Source organism: Brucella sp. NBRC 14130, from assembly GCF_040371715.1.
Classification (GTDB): Bacteria; Pseudomonadota; Alphaproteobacteria; order Rhizobiales; family Rhizobiaceae; genus Brucella; species Brucella intermedia.
In genome coordinates, this window is record NZ_BAABTE010000008.1 from 87,177 (window position 1) to 110,106 (window position 22,930).

The window sequence follows — 22,930 nt, forward strand, 5'->3', positions numbered from 1 at the left end:
AGATGGAACAGGTTTCCGGACGCGAAGATGCGGCGCCCACGCGTGCGCCGATTGTAACCAGAGAGCGGATCGCCGTGGCGCTCCTCTTCCTGATGAACGGTTATGTTTTCGGCGGATGGGCTCCGAAAATCCCGGAATTCGCCGCGCGTCTGGGTCTCGACAGCGCCGGTATGGGGCTAATGATCCTTGTCTTCGGTCTCGGTTCCCTGGCCATGATGCCGGTCGCGGGTGCTCTTTCGGCGCATCGCGGCTCGGGCATTGTGGTGCGCATGTTTGCGCTCGCCTTCATTCCGGCGCTGCTCATCATCGCAGTGGTTCCCAACGTGGTCACGGCTGTGATCGTGATGTTCTATTTCGGCGGGACCATGGCCGCGATGGACGTGTCGATGAATGCCAATGCGGTCGCGGTCGAGAAAAAGATGCGCCGGGCGATCATGTCGTCCTGCCACGCCTTCTGGAGCCTTGGCGGCCTGATTGGCGCTGCAAGCGGGGGCTTTCTCATTGCGCAATTTGGATCGACCGTTCATGCGCTGGTGACGACCGTTGTCGCCGCCATCCTGATCGCGGTTGCATGGCCTTCGATCATAGCGGACACGGTGCATCATCATTCGGGGGCTGAAAAGCAGAAGCTCACCCTGCCGCGCAATCCCCTGCCATGGCTTGTCGGCGTCATGGCGCTGTTTTCCATGGTGCCGGAAGGCGCGATTATCGATTGGGGCGCTTACCATATGCGTCAGGATCTGGGCGCTTCGGTCACGGTGGCAGGCTTCGGCTTCGCGGCGTTTTCAGGGGCCATGGCCATCATGCGCTTTGCGGGCGATCTGGTCCGCGACCGGTTCGGCGCGGTCAAAACCCTGCGCGCCTGTACGACTATCGCCATTATCGGCATGTTGATCGTCGGTCTCGGAAACAGTTCCACAACGGCGATCATCGGCTTCGCTATCTGTGGGATTGGCATTTCCAACATGGTGCCGATAGCCTTCTCGATGGCAGGCAACATGCCGGGCGTCAACCCGAGCGTCGGCCTGTCCATCGCGACGACGCTTGGCTATTCGGGAATGCTGGTGGCGCCGTCGTTGATCGGTTTTGTCGCCAAGCATAGTGGTTTCGGCGTGGTGTTTCTGGCGCTTCCGGTTTTGCTTCTGGTCGTGCTGGCCTTCTCAAGCCTGGCCCGATACGCCGACCAAAAGCATTAAGCTTTCTTATGCCGTGCATCTTATCCGAAAACCGGTTCCCACTTTTCGGGATGCGCTATCCGGCCGTCCAGCCGCCATCGACAGGAATGGCGGCGCCGTTGATCTGCGCCGCCGCATCGCTTGCGAGGAAAGCGGCGATGGCGCCGATCTGCGCAGTGGTGACGAATTCCTTGGTCGGCTGCTTGTCGAGCATCACTTCGCGGATCACGGTTTCACGATCCATATGATAGGCCTTCATCTGGTCCGGGATCTGCGCCTCGACGAGCGGGGTCAGTACATAGCCCGGGCAGATGGAATTGGCGGTGATCTTTGCGGTCGCAAGCTCCAGCGCCAGGGTCTTGGTGAAGCCGACAATGCCGTGCTTGGCGGCGACATAAGCCGATTTGAACGGCGATGCCACGAGGCCGTGCGCGGAGGCGATGTTGATGATGCGGCCCCAGCCCGAGTTGCGCATATGCGGGATCGCGGCAGCGGATGTGTGGAAGGCCGAAGTCAGGTTGATCGCGATGATGCGGTCCCATTGCTCAGGCGGGAACTCTTCCACCGGTGATACATGCTGGATACCGGCATTGTTGACGAGAATGTCCACGCTGCCGAACTGTTTCACGGTGGCCGCGATGAGTTCCCGGCAGTGGCCGGCCTTCGACATGTCGGCTGCGATATAGACCACGCTCACGCCGTGCTCTTCACCGAGTTTCCGCGCAAGCGCGTGATCCTCGTCACGGTCGGTGAACGAGTTGATCACGACGTTGTGTCCCGCCGCCGCCAGCGCATGGGCTATACCGAGGCCGATCCCGGAATTCGATCCGGTGATGATTGCGGTCTTGCGGGCAGATGCATCGGTCATTGGCAGACTCCTCCTTGTCGTCACGACATAATGAGAGGGCGACATTGCCTCGGCAAGCGATTATATAAACCGAAAGCCGGATATACGCGGGCCGTGGAAATGCAGACGTTGACATTCGCGTCGCGCTGCGCCACCTGAAAACAGGTACAGTTAAGAACAGAGCAAAATGTCTTCCGAGACCGTCAGCTATTTTTCGCATCCATTTCCCCGCCGCCAGTCGGTTGGTGTCAGTGTCGGTGGCGTTGTCGTCGGCGGCAGTGCACCCGTTGTCGTGCAGTCCATGACCAATACGGACACGGCGGATGTGGACTCCACGGTGGCGCAGGTGGCGGCACTGCATCGCGCCGGTTCGGAAATCGTGCGCATTACGGTGGATCGCGATGAATCGGCTGCCGCCGTGCCGAAAATCCGCGAACGGCTGGAGCGTCTTGGTCATGATGTGCCGCTGGTCGGCGATTTCCATTATATCGGCCACAAGCTGCTCGCCGATCATCCCGCCTGTGCGGAGGCGCTTGCAAAATACCGCATCAATCCGGGCAATGTCGGCTTCAAGGACAAGAAGGACAAGCAGTTCGCGGATATCGTCGAAATGGCTATCCGCTATGACAAGCCGGTGCGCATCGGCGTGAACTGGGGTTCGCTCGATCAGGAACTCCTGACCACGCTGATGGATCGCAATCAGGCCGAAGGCGCACCGCTTTCCGCGCAGGAAGTCATGCGCGAAGCAATCGTGCAGTCGGCGCTCATATCTGCCAATCTTGCCGAAGAGATCGGGCTTGGCCGCGACAAGATCATCCTGTCGGCCAAGGTCAGTCAGGTTCAGGACCTGATTGCCGTCTATACGATGCTGGCGCAGCGTTCCGACCATGCGCTGCATCTCGGACTTACCGAAGCCGGCATGGGCACCAAGGGCATCGTTGCCTCCTCCGCCGCCATGGGCATTCTGCTGCAGCAGGGCATCGGCGACACAATCCGCATTTCGCTGACCCCGGAGCCGGGCGGCGACCGCACCCGCGAGGTGCAGGTTGCGCAGGAATTGCTGCAGACCATGGGTTTCCGCCAGTTCATTCCTATCGTTGCAGCCTGCCCCGGTTGCGGCCGCACGACCTCGACCGTGTTTCAGGAACTGGCGCAGACCATTCAGGACGACATCCGCCGCAACATGCCGGTCTGGCGCGAGAAATATCCCGGCGTGGAAGCGCTCTCGGTTGCGGTCATGGGCTGCATCGTCAACGGGCCGGGCGAATCCAAACATGCCGATATCGGGATTTCGCTTCCCGGCACGGGCGAAACGCCGTCCGCACCGGTCTTTGTCGATGGCAAGAAGGTCACGACGCTACGTGGTCCTGCCATCGCCGAAGAATTCCAGAAGATGGTTGCCGATTACATCGAAAACCGCTTCGGGCTTGAGCAGAAGGTGGCATCCGGCCAGAACTAAGCCGTACGGATGACCGCGCGTGTCGCGGCTTCCGGCGTGGTTTTCAGTGTCGCCGCCCAGAAGATGAGCGTGACGAGGCTGATGCCTGCGCCAAGCAGGCAGACACCGTTCCAGCCTGCATGCGCATAGATCCAGGTTGAAATCGCCGAACCGCTGGCACTGCCGATGGAATAGAAGACCATATAGGCGGCGGTGAGCCTGTTCTGCGCATCCGGGCGCACGCGGTAGATCATCGCCTGATTGGTCACGTGCACGGCCTGAAGGCCGAAGTCGATTACAAGCACGCCCGCGATCAGCCAAAGCAGCGAATGTCCAAGCAAGGCTATCAATCCCCACGAGACGAACATCAGCATCAGGGCGAAGCCGGTCATGCGCTGGGCATGGCCGCGATCGGCGGCGCTTCCGGCGCGGGAGGCGGCGAGTGCTCCTGCTGCACCCGCAAGACCGAACAGCCCGATCTGGGCATGGCTCAGTTCAAACGGCGGGGCGCTGAGCGGCATGACCAGTGGTGCGAGCAAAGTGGTGATATTGGCGAAGATCAGCATGGCGATGATGGCGCGAATGCGCAGCACCGGCTCGGAGCGAAACAGTGTCACGAGCGACAGAATGAGTGCGGCATAGCGGACGCTGGTCGGCTGCCGCTTCTGGTCAGGCAGGCTGCGCCAGAGCAGGAGTGCGATCGAAAGGGTGAGAACGGCGGAAACGAAATAGACGCTGCGCCAGCCGCCAATATCGGTAAGGGCGCCCGCGATGGCGCGCGCCAGCAAAATGCCCAGCACGATACCGCTCGTTACGATGCCGACCACATGGCCGCGCCGCGCAGGTTCCGCCAGACTGGCTGCATAGGCGACGAGCGCCTGTGTGACGACGGCGAGCAGGCCCATGATGGCCATGGCAACCAGAAGCACCGTAGCATCGGCCGCAAAGCCGATTGCGATCAGCGACAGGACCGAGAGCAGGAAATGGGCGAGGATAAGCTTGCGCCGGTTGAACAGGTCGCCGAGCGGAACCAGGAAGATCAGGCCAAGCGCATAACCGATCTGGCTGGCGGCGACGATAAGGCCCGCTGTCGATCGCTTGAGGCCGAGATCGTCTGCCATCACATCGAGAAGCGGGTGAGCGAAATAGACATTGGCCACCGCCAGCCCGCTTGCGGCGGCGAACAAAAGAAGGGTAGCCGAAGAAAGCGGACGTGCATCAGGGTTCGCGGACAGCGCTGCTGCCGCGTCGGTTGAAGGGTGCATGGGTGTGCTCCTGCAAAATGGTTTTAAAATGAAACCATTTTGCTTGTAGCGAAAAAGGTTTTATATTGCAACCAGATTGCAATTTGTGGAGTGAACATGGTTCGAAAGAAAAGCCTGAAAGGCGACTATTGCCCCAGTGCCCGGGCGCTTGACGTCATCGGCGACTGGTGGTCGCTGCTGATCGTTCGCGAGGCTTTTGATGGCGTGACCCGTTTCAGCGCCTTTCAGAAGAATCTGGGGATCGCCCGCAATATTCTTTCGGACCGTCTGCGCAAGCTGACGGGGGAGGAAATCATGGAATCCGTGCCGGACCCCAACGGAGGTGCACATCAGGAATATCGGTTGACGGCAAAGGGACGCGATCTGCTGCCTGTCGTCGTGTCGCTCCGGCAATGGGGAGAAAAGCATCTTTTTGCGCCAGGCGAGACGCATTCACGCCTCGTCGATAGCGTTTCGGGCGAGGATGTGGCTCTGCTTGAGGTGCGCGCCCGGGATGGGCGCAGGCTTTCCTCGGATGATGTCGTCATCGTCAAGGTTCGCGAGGACGATCTTTAGCGGACTGTTTTCCGCATGTCTTATCCCGAACCGGTTTCCGCTTTCGGGCGATATGCTCTAGCTCTGGCGTTCGGCAATGAAGCGGGCGGCCTGCTTCAGAATATCGGCGTCCTTGCCGAAAGGCGCCAGCAGGCTTTCCGCCTGGGCAACGAGGCCGGACAGCTGCTTGCGCGTCCAGTCGACGCCATGAAGTGAAACAAGCGTGGCTTTTCCGGCAGCGGCATCCTTGCCGGTCGCCTTGCCCATTGCCTCGGCATCTGCGGTCACGTCCAGAAGATCGTCCGCCAACTGGAAGGCGAGGCCGATGGCCGAGCCGAATTCGGCCATGCGTTCGCGATCTTCGGTGGAGGCGTTGGCGATGATGGCTCCCGCCTCGCAGGCAAAGCGGATCAGCGCTCCGGTCTTCATCGCCTGCAGCGTGATGATACCGGCTTCGTCGGGCTTGCTGGTTTCGGCCATCAGATCGAGCGCCTGTCCGCCTGCCATGCCGCCGAGGCCCGATGCGCGGGCAAGTGCAGAAACCAGCCGCACGCGGATTGCCGGATCGAGATCGGTTTCATCCGACGAGACGATATCGAAAGCGTAGGTCAGCAGGCTGTCGCCAGCCAGAATGGCGGCTGCTTCATCGAATGCCTTGTGCACGGTCGGCTGGCCGCGCCGCAGGTCGTCGTCGTCCATGGCCGGCAGGTCGTCATGGACAAGCGAATAGCAGTGAATGCATTCGAGTGCGGCGGCAACGCGCAGAACGGCATCCCCGCCCTTGCCGAAGAGGGCGGCACTTTCGACGACCAGAAAAGGCCGGAGGCGCTTTCCGCCGTTCAGGACACCATGGCGCATGGCGGCGAGCAGCCTTTCCGGCCGGGCGATTTCTCCCGTCCGCAGGCGCTGGTCCAGAAGGCCCGTCAGTGCCATTTCCACTTCCATGGCGCGAAGGTTGAGAGCGGCGGTGAAATCGGTCGACAGCTTTTCCATGGCAAAGGGGATGGACGAAAGCGCCGGATTGGTCAACTGGCCACGTCGATCAGCACAGGCTTTTTCATTTGAACGTCATGAAACGGCGCGTTTCGACTTGTTTCCCCGGTCCGATTATGGAATCCGGTTCAAACTTATTAAGGAATGGTTTATGTCGCTTGAGGAAGGTAGCAGGCGGTGGCAGTGGCAAAAATCATCATCAAGAGCAAGGATGGACGCAATTATCTGGCAGATCCCGTCTGGGGTGCCCGGATTGCTCTGGCGCTCAAGATTCTTGTGATTCTGGCCGTGCTGCCGATTTTCCTGCTGCTGGTCTATTCACTGCCGTTCGTCCGCCCGATCTCGACCTTGATGGTCAAGGACTATGTTCTGCTGCAGGACGTCGATCGCCGGTGGGTCAGTATCGATGATATCGCGCCGGTTCTGGTCAATTCCGTGATGATGGCCGAGGACGGCCAGTTCTGCAGCCATGGCGGCGTGGACTGGCACCAGTTGGGGCTGGTCCTGGACGATGCGGGCGAGGGCGGTCCGAGCCGTGGGGCTTCCACGATAACCATGCAGACGATGAAGAATCTCTTCCTCTGGAACGGGCGTTCCTATGTTCGCAAGGGGCTTGAATTCCCACTGGCGCTGGCCGCCGATGGGCTTCTGTCCAAAAAGCGCATAATGGAGATCTATCTCAACATTGCCGAGTGGGGGCCGGGCATTTACGGGATCGAGGCCGCCGCCCAGCATTATTTCAATCGCCCGGCGGCAAAGCTCAACGCCCAGCAAGCCGCATTGCTTGCCGTCGCCCTGCCCAACCCGGCATTGCGCAATCCCGCCAAACCGACACGCAACATGCAGCGCATTGCCCGCATCGTGGCCGGACGCGCGGCGCGGTCGGGGCCCTATGTGGTTTGCGTGCAATAAATCGATGATACGAAAAAAAGATAAGACTCCCGCTGGTCAAACGCCGTGAGAGCGTGTATAGGCACGTGACTTTCCGGAATTTTGTCCGATGTGACAGGCTCTTCGGGGCCGTGCCGGACGTTTATTGACCGATCAGTGGAGCTGGATCCATGGCAGTACCAAAACGAAAAACGTCTCCGTCGAAGCGCGGCATGCGCCGTTCGGCTGACGCTCTCAAGGCCCCGACCTATGTCGAGGACAAGAACTCGGGCGAACTTCGTCGTCCGCATCATATCGATCTTAAGAGCGGTATGTATCGCGGCCGTCAGGTCCTCGAAGCCAAGGAATAAGTCTGACGCTGCATTGCAGCCGAAAGATGGTTTTCAAAAACGCCGTTCCCGCCTGTCGGGAGCGGCGTTTTCTTTGTGGATCCTGTGCAAGGCACATGAAAAAGGCTGCATGAAGCAGCCTTGATCGCGTGGTTGGTTCAAGGTCAGCCTGCGTCCGAGGCGAAGCCTGCACCTTCGATACCGGCGATGGCTGCAATTTCGTCATTGTCCGATGTGTCGCCGGAAATGCCGACTGCGCCGAGAATCTCGCCCGCTGCGTCCTTGATCAGGACACCGCCCGGAACGGGCACGATCTTGCCGCCCGACACGCCTGACAGTCCTTCCAGGAAATGCGGACGGTCCTTCGCCTGATTATGCAGCCAGCGTGAACCTGTACCGACCGCCAGCGCACCGAAGGCCTTGCCCGAGGCAATTTCGAAGCGCAGGATTGAGGTTCCGTCCTGCCGCTGGAACGCTTTCAGATTTCCGCCTGCGTCAAAGACCGAGACGGCCAGCGGCTTCAGTTTCAGTTCTGCTGCCTTGGCAAAGGCCCCGGCGATGATCGTATTGGCTCGTTCGAGCGACAATGAAGGCATTGGATATCTCCTGATATATAGCTGAATGTAGTCTAGCGATCATGACCGCGGATGCACACTCCAATGCTGCTGTCGGCGGGCAAAACACTTTATCGATTTTCATGAAGACGGCTGGAGCGATGCAGCAAAGCTTGCCAAGGGCAAAAATTTGGTCTTTGTGTTGCGCAACATTTTATGGAGGAAAGAATGTCCGAACCGAAAGCCATCGTCATCGCCAGCGCGGCCCGTACTGCGGTGGGCGCTTTCAACGGTGCGTTTGCCACTATCCCGGCGCATGAACTGGGCGCGACGGTCATCAAGGGCGCGCTGGAACGCGCCGGTGTCGACGCGACGGATGTGGACGAGGTTATTCTCGGACAGGTGCTGACGGCGGGCGAGGGGCAGAACCCCGCACGACAGGCAGCGATGGATGCCGGTTGCCCGAAGGAAACGACAGCGTTTTCCATCAATCAGCTCTGCGGCTCCGGCTTGCGGGCGGTTGCGCTCGGCATGCAGCAGATTCTTTCCGGCGATGCGAAAATCATCGTGGCGGGCGGTCAGGAGTCCATGTCGATGGCGCCGCATTGCGCGCATTTGCGTTCGGGCGTGAAGATGGGCGACTTCAAGATGGTCGACACCATGCTGAAAGACGGCCTGACCGATGCCTTCAATGGCTATCCCATGGGGATCACCGCTGAAAACATCGCCCGCCAGTGGCAATTGACCCGTGCCGATCAGGATGAATTCGCTTTGGCCTCGCAGCAGAAGGCCGAAGCCGCACAGAACGCCGGAAGGTTCGAGGATGAAATCGTTCCGGTGACCGTGAAAGGCCGCAAAGGCGATGTGGTTGTCTCAGCGGATGAATATATCCGCCCCGGCACGACGATGGAGGCCTTGGCCAAGCTGAAGCCGGCCTTCGACAAGGAAGGAACGGTTACCGCAGGCAACGCATCCGGAATCAACGATGGCGCGGCAGCGGTTGTTCTGATGGACGCGGACGAAGCGGCGAAACGCGGTGTAAAGCCGCTGGCGCGCATCGTTTCATGGGCAACGGCCGGTGTCGATCCGGCGATCATGGGAACAGGTCCGATTCCGGCTACGAAGAAGGCGCTGGAAAAGGCAGGCTGGAGCGTCGGCGATCTCGATCTGGTCGAGGCCAATGAAGCTTTTGCAGCGCAGTCATGCGCCGTCGTGCGCGATCTCGGTCTTGATCCGGATATCGTCAACGTCAATGGCGGGGCAATCGCGATCGGCCATCCGATCGGTGCTTCGGGCGCCCGCGTGCTCACAACGCTGCTCTATGAAATGCAGCGCCGCAACGTCCGGCGCGGTCTGGCGACGCTTTGCATCGGTGGGGGCATGGGCGTTGCCTTGTGCGTCGAGCGCGACTGACTTTCTGCGTCATTGAAACAGGGGCGGGCGGAGAATTAGCTCCGGCCGCCTTTTTGTTTCCGCAATGAGGCGTTTGAAATCGGTGCCTCGTATTGATGGAATTGCCGTAAAAGTTAACGGAAAACCGGTGGAAGTGGCATCGATGCCGGTTCACGTCCCGGTTTTCTAGCGCCTGCCGGGAGCATCGACCACCAGATGTTGTGAGAACAAACAAGGAAACTTTGAGGATCAGCGATTCGTCGCCGATTCGTTCCGGCTTTGGCCTGAAGGTTAACGAAAAACGGGGTTTCACGCGTTCCGGCGTTAACGAAGTATCAGTAATCATTAAGATTTCCTGAGAAACAGCGTTGCCGTGGATCAGTCTGTTGACAGGTTTTGCCAAAGGTTAACGATCACCGCCGTCTCGCGTCAGGAGAACACCGATAAGCGGAACATTTGATTCATCATGTTGTGGGCATTTGTGCTAGGCTTACTATATGTTGCCGTGAACAAATAGCGAAGCTGTCGGAGTCAGCGATTCGTCGCCGATTCGTTCCAGAGTCGTTCCAATTGTTAATCGACAAGTTATTGACCGGCTTCACATCGGTCGTCGACATATCGGCAATTGGCCCATACTTAAACTTAACAGGAGCGCTTTCGGTGCAGGTCGTATAGTGCTATCGCAGAACCAGCATCCAGCCCGTGAAGGGCGCTTGTACCGGGAATCCGATTATTGGCATGAACCAACTCCCTGCCCATGATTTGCCGCTGACCCTGAGTGGCCGCGATGTGACCGCCGTGCTTGGGCCGACCAACACCGGCAAGACGCATCTCGCCATTGAACGCATGTTGTCGCATGGAAGCGGCATGATCGGCCTGCCGCTGCGCCTTCTGGCGCGCGAGGTCTATAACCGTGTCGTGGAACGGGTCGGTGCGGCCAATGTTGCGCTGGTGACGGGCGAGGAAAAGATCGTGCCGCCCGGCGCGCGCTATTCCGTCTGCACGGTCGAGGCCATGCCGCGCCGTACCGATGCCGCTTTCGTGGCCATCGATGAAGTGCAACTTGCTGGCGACCTTGAGCGCGGCCATATCTTCACTGACCGCATCCTGCATTTGCGGGGGCGGCAGGAGACGCTGCTGCTCGGTGCCGGAACCATGCGCGGGATTCTGGAAAAGCTTCTGCGCGGCATCAATGTGGTGACGCGTCCGCGCCTGTCGCATCTGGCCTATGCCGGTTCCAAGAAGATTACCCGCCTGCCGAACCGTTCCGCCATCGTCGCCTTTTCCGCCGATGAGGTTTATGCGATTGCCGAACTGATCCGCCGCCAGCGCGGCGGGGCGGCCGTGGTCATGGGTGCGCTCAGCCCGCGCACGCGCAATGCGCAGGTGGAGCTTTACCAGTCCGGCGACGTGGATTTTCTGGTGGCGACCGATGCCATCGGCATGGGGCTTAACCTGGATGTGGATCATGTCGCCTTCGCGCAGAACCGCAAGTTCGATGGCTATCAGTTCCGCGACCTGACGCCCGCCGAAGTGGGGCAGATCGCAGGACGCGCGGGCCGGCATCTGCGTGACGGCACATTCGGTGTGACGGGGCAGGTGCGTCCTTTCGACGAGGAACTGGTCGAACGGGTGGAGGCGCATAATTTCGATCCGGTGAAAGTCCTGCAATGGCGCACGGCGCGTTTCGACTTTTCGTCGCTCGATTCCCTGCGATATTCTCTGGAAACACCCGCGCCCGTCGAGGGGCTCGCCAAGGCTTTGCCGGCGGTCGATCAACAAGCGCTTGAAAATTTGTCGAAAGACGAAGAGATTGTGCGGCTTGCGACGACACCGGCGCGGATCGAGCTTTTATGGGACGCCTGCGCGCTGCCCGACTATCGCAAGATCGCGCCGGCGCAGCATGCCGATATCATTGCAACCATCTACCAGGATCTTGTCCGCCGAGGGAGCGTCGATGAAGATTATATGAGCGAACAGGTGCGCCGCGCCGACAGCACAGAGGGGGAAATCGACACCCTGTCGCATCGCGTGGCGCAAATCCGCACCTGGACTTTCGTGTCGCACAGGCCGGGATGGCTTGCCGATCCGACACACTGGCAGGAAAAGACGCGCGAAATTGAGGACAGATTGTCCGACGCGCTGCATGAAAGGTTGACGAAACGCTTTGTAGACCGCAGGACAAGCGTGCTTATGAGGCGCCTGAGAGAGAATGCCATGCTTGAAGCAGAAATCAGCCCTGCCGGAGACGTGATTGTCGAAGGCCACAATGTCGGGCAACTGGAAGGATTCCGTTTTACCGCTGACGTTCAGGCCGAGGGGCCTGACGCCAAGGCGGTGAAGTCGGCTGCACAAAAGGCGCTGGCCGCCGAGTTCGAACGTCGCGCGGAGCGCTTTGCTGCTGCGCCGAACGGCGATTTCGCACTGGGCTCGGATGGCGTGATGCGCTGGGTTGGCGCAACGGTCGCAACGCTGGTTGCGGGCGATGACCTGCTGAAGCCGCGTGCGGTGATCCTCGCCGACGAACAGCTTACGGGAGCAGCGCGCGACAAGGTTGCCGCGCGCATCGACCGTTTCGTCGCGCATCATATCGAAACCGTTCTGAAGCCGCTTACCGACCTGGCCGCCGCCGATGCCCTGACCGGCATGACACGCGGCCTCGCATTCCAGATCGTTGAGAACCTGGGCATTCTTCCACGTCGCGATGTGGCGGAGGAAGTGCGCGGTCTCGATCAGGATTCGCGTGCAGCGCTTCGCCGTCTCGGTGTGCGTTTCGGTGCCTATCACGTCTTCATGCCCATGCTGCTGAAGCCGGCCCCGGCTGGCCTCATCACGCTGCTGTGGGCGCTTAAGAATGATGGCCGCGAACGCGCCGGTTACGGCGATGTCGTGAATGTACTGGCCGCTGGCCGCACCTCGGTCGTGGTCGATCCGGCTTTCGACCACCAGTTCTATCGTCTGGCAGGCTATCGCGTGCTGGGCCGTCGTGCCGTGCGCATCGATATTCTGGAACGCCTTGCCGATCTCATTCGCCCGGCGCTTGCCTGGCGTCCGGGTTCCGGTGCGCGTCCGGATGGCGCTTATGACGGCGGACGTTTCATCGTCACGCCTGCCATGATGTCCATTTTGGGTGCGACAACCGAGAACATGGAAGAAATCCTGCGCAGCCTTGGTTATCGCCACGAGGCGATGGAAGCTGCTGCCGTGACGGCGAAGCTTGCCGAGCTCGACGCTTTCGCAGCCGAAGCTGCCGCCAAGGAAGCTGGCGTTTCTCCGGTTGCGGAAGCTGAAAAGCCTGCTGTTCCGGCGGCTGAACCCGTGCCGGCACCGGTCGTGATTGCCGAGGAAGAGGTCGAAGCGAAGGCGGACGAAGCTGCTCCTGCGGCGGAAGAATCGGCCCCGGCCGCTGAAACGGCAGAAGCTGTGGCTGAAGAGCCAAAGCCTGTCCTTCTCTGGCGTCAGGGTCGCTTCGAGGGTCGTAACCGTAACCAGGACCAGAACCGTCAGCGCCAAAATCGCGGCAACCAGAATCGCGGTCATCAGAACCGCGACCAGGGTGGCGAGGCACGCAAGTCCGACGGCGCAGAGCAGCAGGCTCGCAACGATCGCGGCGGCAAGCGCTTCGACAAGCCAAAGCGTCATGACGGCGATGGTAAGCGCGAAGGTTCCAACAAGGGGGACTTCCGCGGCGGCAACCAGCGTCAGCAGAAGCGCGATCACGGTCATCCGGCTGGAAAGCGCGTCGAGCAGGAACGTCCTGCACGCATCGACCCCGACTCGCCTTTCGCCAAGCTTCTGGCTCTGAAAGAGCAGATGAAGAAGTAAGATGACGGCAGAAGCGGGCGCAAGACAGCGAATCGACAAATGGCTGTTCTTCGCGCGCGTGGTCAAATCAAGATCGCTGGCGGCGAAACTCGCCGTCGGCGGCAAGGTCCGGGTCAATCGCGACAAGATCGAGCAGGCTGCCCATCAGGTGAAGGTTGGCGACGTACTGACCATCACGCTGGACCGGCGCATCCTCGTCTACAAGATACTGGCTCCCGGAGAGCGTCGCGGCCCGGCGCCGGAAGCCCAGCTTCTCTATGAAGATCTTTCGCCGCCACCCGTGCCAGCTTCGGCGGTCGTGCCGGAGGCCGCAACGCCGCAGCGCGAGAGCGGCGCGGGAAGGCCGACCAAGAAGGAGCGGCGCGAAACGGATCGTTTGCGCGGAAACTGACATGGACGCGTTGCCGCAGGTCTCTTGCGGCGGTGATGGAAATTGCTCACCGAACCGTTCCGGCGAAAGCCTTTTCCAAGCGAAAGCTCTCAAACGAAATGCTGTTTCAGACGTGAGTGACTTCGTGACATTGCGGCGTTTGCACCCTTGTCATGGCGGGATAAAATCGTTACCTCACGCATTGTCATAAAAGGGCATGGGCTGATACCCGCAACCATTTCCGTGCACAGTGACTTCGTGGCGAGATATTCCGAAGCCCCAAGCCGGTTGCTGGCCGGTTGCTGGCCGATTGTCGGCTTGTCGGAGTATCGGCGCAAAGCTTTAGGATAGATAAGCTGCCTGTTCAGTAATTCGGGCGGCAACAGGAGTTCGACGATGACGTATGTCGTGACCGATAATTGCATTCGCTGCAAATATACGGACTGCGTCGAGGTCTGCCCGGTCGATTGCTTCTACGAAGGCGAAAACATGCTCGTCATCAATCCCGATGAGTGCATCGACTGCGGCGTATGTGAACCGGAATGCCCTGCCGAGGCGATCAGCCCCGACACCGAGCCGGGCCTCGACAAGTGGCTGGAACTGAATACGGAATATGCGGCAAAATGGCCCAATATTACCGCGAAGAAGGACGCCCTTCCCGAAGCCAAGGAGATGGATGGCGTAGCTGGGAAGCTGGAGAAGTATTTCTCTGCCGAGCCGGGCAGCGGTGACTAATACCGGCATGGTATTGCAGTCCCGGCTATCAGGCTGCTGCAAGCATGACGGTATTATATAAGTATCTCGTTGTTTCCGAAGACTTCGCACTTCTGGAACACCATAGGTTATCCTGTTAAGACTGACAGGGTAACCGGCATTACGGAAAAGCAGGATTTATCACTTGCATTTTCTGCGATGCACCGGCAAAAGACGAATGAAATCACGGGAAAACGCCCATCTTTTAGGTGTGTTGCGTTGCCGGATACGGCATATCCGGCAATTTGTTGATTCTTGCGCGAAATTGTGTTAGGTTGTCACAATAATTTCGGTGACTGGACGTCAAGTCGTGGCGCTATGCGTTAATCTCTGAAAGGGCTGATCTTTAGTACCGGGCTGAATGGCACCGGGGAAGATGATTGCGATCTGGCGTCGTCCCCCTCACCGTACACCCGGTCGGTTAGATTTGCCGTCAGACACGTTTTCAGTTGCAAACCGACAAGCAACGTCCGTGCTTCATTTCTCCGGAGCGCGGTCGACCATCATGTGTCAACCGGCGGGTCGCGCCGGGCACAACAGGGAGTAATGAAGCGTATGTCATCCCAGCAGAAAAAGTCTCCAGTAGCGCGTGGCGGTTTCAAGGCCGGTGAGGCCATCGTATATCCGGCTCATGGCGTCGGCCAGATCGTAACCATCGAAGAGCAGGAAGTGGCAGGTCACAAGCTCGAACTCTTCGTGATCGATTTCGAAAAAGACAAGATGCGCCTGAAGGTGCCGGTCGCCAAGGCCGCCTCCATCGGCATGCGCAAGCTGTCGGAGACCGATTATGTTGAACGTGCATTGAAGGTCGTTCAGGGCCGCGCACGTGTAAAGCGCACCATGTGGTCGCGCCGCGCGCAGGAATATGATGCAAAGATCAATTCCGGCGATTTGATCTCGATCTCGGAAGTCGTTCGCGATCTTTTCCGTGCTGAAAACCAGCCGGAACAGTCCTATTCGGAACGCCAGCTTTACGAAGCTGCCCTCGATCGCATGGCGCGCGAAATCGCTGCCGTGAACAAGCTTTCGGAAACCGAAGCTGTTCGTCTTATCGAAGCCAATCTCGCCAAGGGACCGAAGCGCGGCAAGGCCGATGCCGAGGCCGATCTTGACGACGATGAAGTTGAAGCCGCATAAGCTTTACTTCCCTTCTTTTTAAAAGGCCCGGCTTTAGCCGGGCTTTTTATTTGCCTCAGTCAAGAAAAGCCGGGTCGGCCTCGTTCCCCATGAGGCTGCCCGCAATATCGTTCTGGTTAAAATTCTATCGATCTTTGCAACCTCTCCTTAACCTTTCCGGACATTATCCCGCTTGGTCCGAGAATTATCCTGATCGATAGGGAACCTGATCGCCGCTGGTGCGTTTTCCCAGACACCAGTTCGTAAACGGGTTTGTTTTGCGGCGTAATCATGTTGGCCAAAGAATAGGCCTGGCGGGGAGTTTTGGGCGAATTCGCTAGCTCGTCCAATGAGTCTTTGTGGGACTGGCATATCCTTCCACTGAACGCCCGACGGGCGTGAGTTCAGAACAGGAGAACCAGATGAAGCAGTCATCCATGAGCAGTTCTTCCACAGTTCCGGCCAATCGCATGCCTATGGTTGCACGCAGTCTCCCGGCGACAGCAGCCTCTTCCCAATCCATGATCCGCAGCGCGATGTCGGCTCCCTATCTGGAGCGCGAAGAGGAACGCGATCTCGCCATCCGCTGGCGTGAACTGAAGGATCAGGAAGCCCTTCACCGCATCACATCCGCACATATGCGTCTGGTTATTTCGATGGCGGGCCGCTTTCGCAAGTTCAAGCTGCCCATGAACGATCTCATCCAGGAGGGTTATGTCGGCCTTCTGGAAGCTGCAGCCCGCTTCGACCCCGAGCGGGAAGTGCGTTTCTCCACCTATGCGTCCTGGTGGATTCGAGCCTCCATGCAGGATTATATCCTGCGCAACTGGTCCATCGTGCGCGGAGGCACCAGTTCGGCACAGAAGGCGCTATTCTTCAACCTGCGCCGTCTACGTTCGAAATTGGCCCAATCCGACGATACCATGAGCAAGGCCGAGATTTACCGGGAAATTTCCGATCAGCTGGGTGTTTCGACGAGCGACGTCGAGATCATGGACAGCCGGCTGTCGGGGCCGGATAGTTCGCTTTCGGCACCTGTGAACAGTGAAGAATCGGGCGCGTCGCGCCGCATGGATTTTCTGGTGGACGACCATCCCTTGCAGGACGAAATCGCCGAAAGCTCCATTGATATGGAGCGCCGTAACCAGTGGCTCAATGTGGCGCTCGACACGCTGAACGAGCGCGAACTGCACATTATCCGTGAACGCCGCCTCGATGACGACGGGGTGACGCTGGAGGCTCTGGGTGAAAAGCTCGGTATTTCCAAGGAACGTGTACGGCAGATCGAAAGCCGTGCGATGGAAAAGCTGAAGATCGCCTTGTTGAGCCAGCACGAACTGGCAGCCTATCAGGCGTAGTTCGCGAAGGTCGGGAAACCAAGAAGAGGGGCCAGGCGGCTCCTCCTTAGTTTTGTGGTTCGGTTGTCTTGCCTTCGAGCCTGGAGGACCAGTCCTCGACCTTGCGATTTTCAAGACGGCGCACGGCATAGCGCTTCCAGCTGTCGGCGAGGTGCGAAAGCCCGGCCATCAAGGCCAGTTCGTCATAGTTCAGCGTATCGACATAAAGCAGATGCCAGACGCGATGCAGCGTCCATTCCGGTGAAGGGCGGTCGACAAGCGTCAGCGAATCGCCGGCTTCCACATGACCTTCTTCCAGAACGCGGTAGTACCAGCCCGTCCGTCCCGTCTTCTGGACGCGGACCGCCATATCCGCTGTTGCAAAACGCTCGTTCAGTTTCCAGCAAGGCTGGCGTCCCTGCGATACTTCCACAAGCGCACTGCCAAGGCGAAACCGGTCTCCCACGGCGACATTGCGTTCATCGAGACCGGAGGTCGAGATGTTCTCGCCAAAGGCGCCCCTTGCGCCGAGACGCGGATTGTCACCGATTTCTTCGCGCCAGAGAGCGTAATGGTCATGCGGATAATGGTGGAGCGCCTTTTCCGGTCCGCCATGCACCTTTCGGTCGCCTTGCGCGTCGCAGTCCAGCCCTTCGAATGTCACACGAACCTTGCCGGATACCGGCTGCTTGTCGATGCCGCTTGGGACGCCACGGCTCCCGAGAGGGGCGACTTTTCCGGCCAGCACTGAGTGGACAAGTGTTTCCGTCATTCTGTCTTACTCGCTTATCAGCTTCACGCGGTCGCCGACCGAAACCGTCGCCCCCGCAGACATGGCATTGAGAAGGCGGAATAGTTCCAGCTTGCGCGTCGTACCCTGCATGCGTGCCGACAGGCTCGCCAGCGTGTCACCGGGCTTCACCGTTACGACGCGGATACGAAGCGGCTTGATGGAGTTCTGTTCGGCAGGCGACAGCAGGCGGAACGATTGCGTGACAGTTTGTGAGGCGGGCAGAAGGGCATTGCTGCCTTTCGGTGCCGCTGTCAGGAAGCGATAGACCTTGTTATTGGCGCCGATGACCACAATGTCGAACTGCCAGCGATCGGCGCTGGCACGCGCGGTCGCGGCGGGCAAGCCGTTGATGGTGGTGGTCTGGATCGAACTGTCGTCGAGACCTGTCACCCAGCCGGAGCGGATATAATCGGCTAGATTCGAGCCCGCTGGAAGAGATGCGCCATCGAAACGGATGGCCACTTCGCCGGGGCCGCTGGCCATGACCGCATTGGCTGAATTGTCGATGCTGAAACCATCCGGCGCGCGGAAGGTGACGCCGAGCTTCGGGTGGATGAAGGTCTGTTCGCGGACATAACCCTCACTGGGCGAGTCGCCGTAAAGAAGACCATCAATGCCGTCGAGGAAGGAATCGCGATCGGTCGTGCCGACACCCGGTGCGCCGATGCGGCGTGCATGGCCAAGCGCAAGCTGGATGCGCTGTGGCGTTGCCGGGTGGCTTGCGAGAAAGTCGAGGCTTGCATCGGTCGCGCCGGAAACCGAACGGAAGCTCTGATAGGCTTCCATCGACTGGAGGAAACGTGCCGAAGCGAACGGATCGTAACCAGCTTCACCGATCATCTTGATCCCGATGGCATCCGCCTGCAATTCCTGATTACGCGAGAACTGGGCAAGCCGCAGCTTGCCGCGCAGCTCTTCTTCACGGCTGGCGGATTCATTATGCAGCACTTCGCTTGCAACACGACCGGCAATGGCCGTCTCCGCCTCCTTCTCCTGGCGCAAAATGCCATGGTTGGCGATGACATGGCCCATTTCATGGGCGATCACGGCCGCAACTTCGGAGGAGTCGTTGGCGAGCGCGAGCAGGCCGCGCGTGACATAGAGATAGCCGCCCGGCAATGCGAAGGCGTTGATATTGGGGCTATCGAGAATGGTGATGCGATAGGTCTGGTCCGGCTTGTCGGTAACCGTCGTCAGCTTGCCGACGATCTTGGCCACCATGCGCTCAAGCTTCTGGTCCTTGTACTCACCGCCATAGGTCGCGAGAATGCGCGGATGCTGCTGGGCGCCGAGCTGCGCGAGCCGATCGTTGCGCGTCACATTGTCGACCGTCACGGGATTGTCGGACGGCTGCAATCCCAGATCCTTGCTGGAATTGATCGACTGGCAACCGGAAATCAGGGCGACCGCAAGCAAGCCAAGGCCGATGGCTGGTTTCCGCCAATTTTGCTGCGTCCATTCTGGCAGGGAGATGGGTAGACACAGGAAGGCCCGGGAACGGGTCGATTGACGGAACAGTATTTTATCCTCGCTTCTGAATCAGATTGCTTGATCCGTGGCCAAATCTAGTCACAGACCAGAACGCATACAAGCAGTACAAGAAATCTGCAGCGGTTCTTCCGGCAGATTGCGAACAAAATATGTCCGCAACCGTAACTCTATTTGAGGTTCAGCCCGAATTCCGCTTTTCGCCGATATAGCGCCGCAGGGCCTCCGGTCCAGTCGGGGAAAGCAGTTCAACAGCAGGCCCCATCGCGGAAATGCGGCCAGTGTCGAGAAAAAGCAACACCGCGTCGAGGTAAATTGCATCTTCCGGCGTGTGGGTGACCATCAGCACCGTCATGCCGGTTTCAAGCTGAAGCTCCCTGACCAGTTCCAGCATTTGATGCCGCAGCGCGGGGCCCAGCGAGGCAAAGGCTTCGTCAAGGAGTAGAACAGGGCGCTGGCGTATGAGCGCGCGGGCAATCGCCACGCGCTGCCGTTCGCCGCCGGACAGCGCTTCAGGCTTGCGCTGTTCCTTGCCCGCAAGGCCGACGCGCGACAGAGCTTCCGCGATGTCGGCACGATCCTTTGCGGAGAGTTTCAGGTTTGGCGAGCGTCCGAGACCGACATTCTGCTCGACGCTCAGATGGGCGAACAGGTTGTTTTCCTGGAACACCATCGAAACGGGCCGGTCTGCCGGTGAGAATTCGCTGACGTCGTTGCCACCGATCAGGATGCGGCCGGATTGCGGAAATTCAAAACCGGCAATCAGGTTAAGAAGCGTCGATTTGCCCGAACCGCTTGGCCCGACAATCGCTGCAATGACGCCGCCTTTTATCGTCGCCTCGAAATGCATGGCGGTTTCGCCATAGCTGAACTGAACGTTATCGAGGCGGATTTCGGTAGCCGGGTTCATCGGGGCATTCATAGAGAAGGCGTTTCCTTTCGGGATGCGCGATCCGCGATCATCATCAGTGCGAGGCACAGCAACCCGAGAATGAGCGCCAGGCCCGCCGCATCGAATGTGCGATAGCTGCCCATGCGCTGCAAGAGAAGATAGGGGAGGGTCAAAAGCGCGTCGCTGCCAAACAGGGCAATCGTGCCAAGGTCGCCAAGGGAAAGCGCCATGGCGAAAGCAAAGGCCATGCCGAGGGGCTTGCGGATCGAAGGCCAGTCGATGAGCCGGAAACGATTGAGGCCATGAATGCCCAACTGTGCGCAAAGCCGGTTGTGGCGGCTTGCTGCCGTGTCCCATGCCGGGCGCAGGAGACGCACGGCGAAGGGCATGGCCATGGCGGCATTGACGGTGACGACCATGAAAGGCGCCATTGCGAAAGGATTGGTGAAATGGCGAAGCAGGATGAACCAGCCGGCACCGATCACGATGGGCGGCATGACGAGGATCAGGCTCGCGCCGGTATCGAAGATGTTGGCGAGTTTACGTTTTTTCGCCGCTTCCCGTGCCGACACAAGCGCAAGCGACAGAATGACCGATAGCAGTGCCGCTGAAAAACCGAGGGCAAGGCTGGTGCCGATGGCGCGCCAGACTGTTTTCTCGGTCAAGAGCCGCACCAGATCGGCGGCGAGGCCGGAGACGACAACGCCTGCGATCGGCAGCGCGACATAGAGAAAGCCTATCCCGATGAAGATGATGTTGACGGCGCGTTCAGCCGGAGGGGCCTTACCGTAGCGTCGCGGCGTTGCCGCATGGGTAAAGCCTTCTTCGGACGGGCTTCCGGTGAAACGGAGGGCCAGAAGTACGAGCAATGTCAGCGCAAGCTGCGTGAAGGTGAGCGCGACGGCGCGGCCCGGATCGAAATCGAAATGCAGGCTTTGATAGATCGCAACTTCCAGCGTGGTGGCGCGGGGGCCGCCGCCGAGCGTCAGCACGGTCGTGAAGCTCGTCACGCAGAGCATGAAGATGAGGCCGATCATGCCCGGCAGGTTGCGGCGGATCACCGGCCATTCGATGAGCCGGAAGCGGGCCCGATTGCCCATGCCAAGCTGCGCGGCAAGCTTCCAGTAATCGGTTGGTATCGATTCGTAACCAGCCAGAATGAGACGGACTGCGAGCGGCATGTTGAAGAAAATATGGGCGATGAGGATACCGGTGATGCCGTAGATGTCCGGCTGGAACGGATGCCCCGCAGCTTCTGACAGATGGGCAATGAACCCGTTGCGGCCATAGATGCTGGTGACGCCCAGCACGGCGACAAGGGCTGGCAGAGCAAGCGGCAGGGCAAACAGGCGCAGGATCAGCCCGCGCCCCGGAAAACTTGCTTCGGCATAAAGTGCACGGGCGACGGGCACGGCAAACAGCACGGATAGCAGGCTCGAAGCGATTGCCTGCAGGATCGTGAAGCGCGCAACCCGCCACAGATAGGCGTCGAAATTGGCCGCGGTATCAAAACCGCCGCCGCCTGCTTCGAATGCAAGCGCGACAAGCGCGCCACCGGCAAGCACCACCAGAAGGCAAAGCGCCACCATGCCCGCGACCGGTCTGGCGGCGAATATATCTTTCGAGCGTTGCTGTGCCGGAAATGCCGTCATTTGCTGGTCGCGGCCAGCCATTCATCGACCCACGCCTTGCGGTTCCTGGCCACTTCGTCCGACGGGATGAGAAGCGTTTTTTCCGGCTTCGGCATCGCATCGAAAGCCGCTGGAAGCGGAGCGGAGGTCTTGCCTGCCGGGTACATCCAGTTGGTTTCGGGGATGGCGTCCTGAAAGCCGGGACCGGTCATGAAAGCCAGAAACTTTTGCGCCAGAGGATTCTTCGCGCCGGTGGTGGTCTGGGCGGCGAGTTCGATCTGGAGATAATTGCCCTCGGGATAGGCGAGGGCCTTATAGCGATCCGTCTTTTCCGCGATCATGTGATAGGCGGGAGACGTCGTATAGGACAGCACCATCGGGGCCTCGCCCTTGGTGAAGAGACCATAGGCCTCCGACCAGCCGGGCGTGACGGTGAGAATGCGCTTTTGCAGTTTCTGCCAGGCCGCTTCCGCTTCGTCTCCATAGACCGATTTCATCCAAAGCAGCATGCCAAGCCCCGGCGTCGAGGTACGCGGGTCCTGCAGCACGATCTTCTGGGAAGGATCGCCTTCGACCAGTTCCTTCAGGCTCTTGGGAGGATTGGGCAGCTTTTCGGAATCGTAGACCACGGCGAAATAGCCATAATCATAGGGAACGAAGATATCGTCCCTGAAGCCGCCCGGAACGTTTACATTGCTCTGGTCGATGCCGCTTGGAGCAAAAAAACCGGTGGCTCGCGCTTCGGTCGTCAGGTTGGTATCGAGACCAAGCACGATGTCGGCTTTGGTATTGCTGCCCTCAAGCTTGAGGCGATTGAGCAGGGCAACGCCGTCGGCGGAAGCAATCCAGTCGACTTCGCAATCGCATTCCTTTTCGAAGTTTTCCTTGATCTTCGGCCCCGGACCCCATTCGGAAACGAAGCTGTCATAGGTATAGACGGTGAGCTTGTCTTTCGCCTCAGCCGAAGGCACAAAGGCGACGGCTGCGGAAAATGAAAAAGCCAGCAAAGACAAAAGCCGCATCACGGCACTTCCTTTCTTTCTACACAAGAGGATTGAGCGCCGTTTATGGAGCATCTAATCCCTCCGCCGGTGCAAACCGGATCAGGTTCAGCGGGTTGGTCGTTTTATTCAGCATTTCCGGGCGCAAAACCGTTTTACACTTTTGCTGGAAATGCTCTTTGGACCTCTCAGCCGTCCGCGAAAGCAGACGGCACCCCGTTAGAGCGATTGCGACAATAATCTTTCAGGCGAGGAATGGCAACGGCAGCGAATGCAGGCTTCCGGCCCGGATTTACCCGTGTTATG

At 59.3% G+C, this 22,930-nt stretch carries 20 protein-coding genes and 1 riboswitch; of the genes, 11 read left to right on the top strand and 9 right to left on the bottom strand.

The features are described 5' to 3' along the window. Positions 1-2 precede the first annotated feature (2 nt). Positions 3-1,196, top strand: a complete 1,194-nt coding sequence (locus ABWW28_RS17690) for an MFS transporter (protein WP_006471264.1) — start codon at positions 3-5, stop codon at positions 1,194-1,196. A gap of 55 nt (positions 1,197-1,251) precedes the next feature. Here the strand turns inward: ABWW28_RS17690 and ABWW28_RS17695 are convergent, their stop codons facing one another. Next, positions 1,252-2,043 (bottom strand): 3-hydroxybutyrate dehydrogenase, encoded by a 792-nt coding sequence (locus ABWW28_RS17695; RefSeq protein WP_021588050.1) that lies wholly within the window; start codon positions 2,041-2,043, stop codon positions 1,252-1,254. Between the two features lie 166 nt (positions 2,044-2,209). Here ABWW28_RS17695 and ispG point away from each other — a divergent pair, with 166 nt between their 5' ends. After that, positions 2,210-3,481, top strand: a complete 1,272-nt coding sequence (ispG, locus tag ABWW28_RS17700; RefSeq protein ID WP_021588049.1) for a flavodoxin-dependent (E)-4-hydroxy-3-methylbut-2-enyl-diphosphate synthase — start codon at positions 2,210-2,212, stop codon at positions 3,479-3,481. Here ispG and ABWW28_RS17705 read toward each other — a convergent pair. Beyond that, a complete protein-coding gene (locus ABWW28_RS17705; protein ID WP_021588048.1) occupies positions 3,478-4,725 on the bottom strand; it encodes an MFS transporter in 1,248 nt (415 codons plus the stop codon). The two genes, ispG and ABWW28_RS17705, sit on opposite strands and share 4 nt — an antisense overlap. A gap of 96 nt (positions 4,726-4,821) precedes the next feature. Here ABWW28_RS17705 and ABWW28_RS17710 point away from each other — a divergent pair, with 96 nt between their 5' ends. Beyond that, complete coding sequence (locus tag ABWW28_RS17710; RefSeq protein ID WP_021588047.1) at positions 4,822-5,280, top strand: winged helix-turn-helix transcriptional regulator; 459 nt, start codon at positions 4,822-4,824, stop codon at positions 5,278-5,280. A gap of 57 nt (positions 5,281-5,337) precedes the next feature. Here the strand turns inward: ABWW28_RS17710 and ABWW28_RS17715 are convergent, their stop codons facing one another. Beyond that, positions 5,338-6,252, bottom strand: a complete 915-nt coding sequence (locus ABWW28_RS17715; RefSeq protein WP_006471267.1) for a polyprenyl synthetase family protein — start codon at positions 6,250-6,252, stop codon at positions 5,338-5,340. A 183-nt stretch (positions 6,253-6,435) separates the two neighbouring features. Between ABWW28_RS17715 and mtgA the strand changes: the two genes are divergently transcribed. Then, the gene (gene mtgA / locus ABWW28_RS17720; RefSeq protein WP_031347284.1) at positions 6,436-7,164 is read left to right on the top strand and encodes a monofunctional biosynthetic peptidoglycan transglycosylase; all 729 of its coding nucleotides are present in this window, start codon (positions 6,436-6,438) and stop codon (positions 7,162-7,164) included. A 149-nt stretch (positions 7,165-7,313) separates the two neighbouring features. After that, positions 7,314-7,493: a 50S ribosomal protein L32 gene (gene rpmF, locus ABWW28_RS17725; protein WP_006467787.1), complete on the top strand. Its 180-nt coding sequence runs from the start codon at positions 7,314-7,316 to the stop codon at positions 7,491-7,493. Between the two features lie 143 nt (positions 7,494-7,636). On the opposite strand, the gene ABWW28_RS17730 is transcribed toward rpmF, so the two are convergent. Then, positions 7,637-8,068 (bottom strand): GlcG/HbpS family heme-binding protein, encoded by a 432-nt coding sequence (locus tag ABWW28_RS17730; RefSeq protein ID WP_006471270.1) that lies wholly within the window; start codon positions 8,066-8,068, stop codon positions 7,637-7,639. A 186-nt stretch (positions 8,069-8,254) separates the two neighbouring features. On the opposite strand from ABWW28_RS17730, the gene ABWW28_RS17735 reads away from it, so the two are divergent. The 6 genes from ABWW28_RS17735 to ABWW28_RS17760 all read left to right on the top strand — a co-directional run bounded on the left by ABWW28_RS17735 (position 8,255) and on the right by ABWW28_RS17760 (position 16,840). After that, complete coding sequence (locus ABWW28_RS17735) at positions 8,255-9,439, top strand: acetyl-CoA C-acetyltransferase (RefSeq protein ID WP_006471271.1); 1,185 nt, start codon at positions 8,255-8,257, stop codon at positions 9,437-9,439. 717 nt (positions 9,440-10,156) lie between these two features. Continuing rightward, positions 10,157-13,243: a helicase-related protein gene (locus ABWW28_RS17740; RefSeq protein ID WP_176588511.1), complete on the top strand. Its 3,087-nt coding sequence runs from the start codon at positions 10,157-10,159 to the stop codon at positions 13,241-13,243. Between the two features lies 1 nt (position 13,244). Beyond that, positions 13,245-13,634 (top strand): RNA-binding S4 domain-containing protein, encoded by a 390-nt coding sequence (locus ABWW28_RS17745; protein ID WP_021588043.1) that lies wholly within the window; start codon positions 13,245-13,247, stop codon positions 13,632-13,634. A 375-nt stretch (positions 13,635-14,009) separates the two neighbouring features. Then, a complete protein-coding gene (fdxA, locus tag ABWW28_RS17750) occupies positions 14,010-14,348 on the top strand; it encodes a ferredoxin FdxA (protein WP_006467781.1) in 339 nt (112 codons plus the stop codon). Between the two features lie 573 nt (positions 14,349-14,921). Beyond that, entirely contained in the window at positions 14,922-15,503 is a 582-nt protein-coding gene (locus tag ABWW28_RS17755; protein ID WP_006471273.1) for a CarD family transcriptional regulator, read from the top strand. A gap of 401 nt (positions 15,504-15,904) precedes the next feature. Beyond that, entirely contained in the window at positions 15,905-16,840 is a 936-nt protein-coding gene (locus ABWW28_RS17760; protein WP_006471274.1) for an RNA polymerase factor sigma-32, read from the top strand. Positions 16,841-16,886: 46 nt separating this feature from the next. Here ABWW28_RS17760 and ABWW28_RS17765 read toward each other — a convergent pair whose 3' ends face one another. The 5 genes from ABWW28_RS17765 to thiB form a co-directional block, all read right to left on the bottom strand. Further along, positions 16,887-17,591 carry an MOSC domain-containing protein gene (locus tag ABWW28_RS17765; RefSeq protein ID WP_031347283.1) on the bottom strand — a complete coding sequence of 235 codons (705 nt, stop codon included), beginning with the start codon at positions 17,589-17,591 and terminating at the stop codon, positions 16,887-16,889. Between the two features lie 6 nt (positions 17,592-17,597). After that, positions 17,598-19,079: a cell division protease CdlP gene (gene cdlP, locus ABWW28_RS17770; protein ID WP_031347282.1), complete on the bottom strand. Its 1,482-nt coding sequence runs from the start codon at positions 19,077-19,079 to the stop codon at positions 17,598-17,600. A 202-nt stretch (positions 19,080-19,281) separates the two neighbouring features. After that, complete coding sequence (gene thiQ / locus ABWW28_RS17775; protein ID WP_031347281.1) at positions 19,282-20,010, bottom strand: thiamine ABC transporter ATP-binding protein; 729 nt, start codon at positions 20,008-20,010, stop codon at positions 19,282-19,284. 8 nt (positions 20,011-20,018) lie between these two features. Continuing rightward, complete coding sequence (gene thiP / locus ABWW28_RS17780; protein WP_031347280.1) at positions 20,019-21,644, bottom strand: thiamine/thiamine pyrophosphate ABC transporter permease ThiP; 1,626 nt, start codon at positions 21,642-21,644, stop codon at positions 20,019-20,021. Further along, positions 21,641-22,645: a thiamine ABC transporter substrate binding subunit gene (gene thiB / locus ABWW28_RS17785; RefSeq protein ID WP_021588039.1), complete on the bottom strand. Its 1,005-nt coding sequence runs from the start codon at positions 22,643-22,645 to the stop codon at positions 21,641-21,643. Before thiB ends, thiP begins: the two co-directional genes overlap by 4 nt. A 41-nt stretch (positions 22,646-22,686) precedes the next feature. Beyond that, a riboswitch (TPP riboswitch) is annotated at positions 22,687-22,853 on the bottom strand. Positions 22,854-22,930 lie beyond the last annotated feature (77 nt).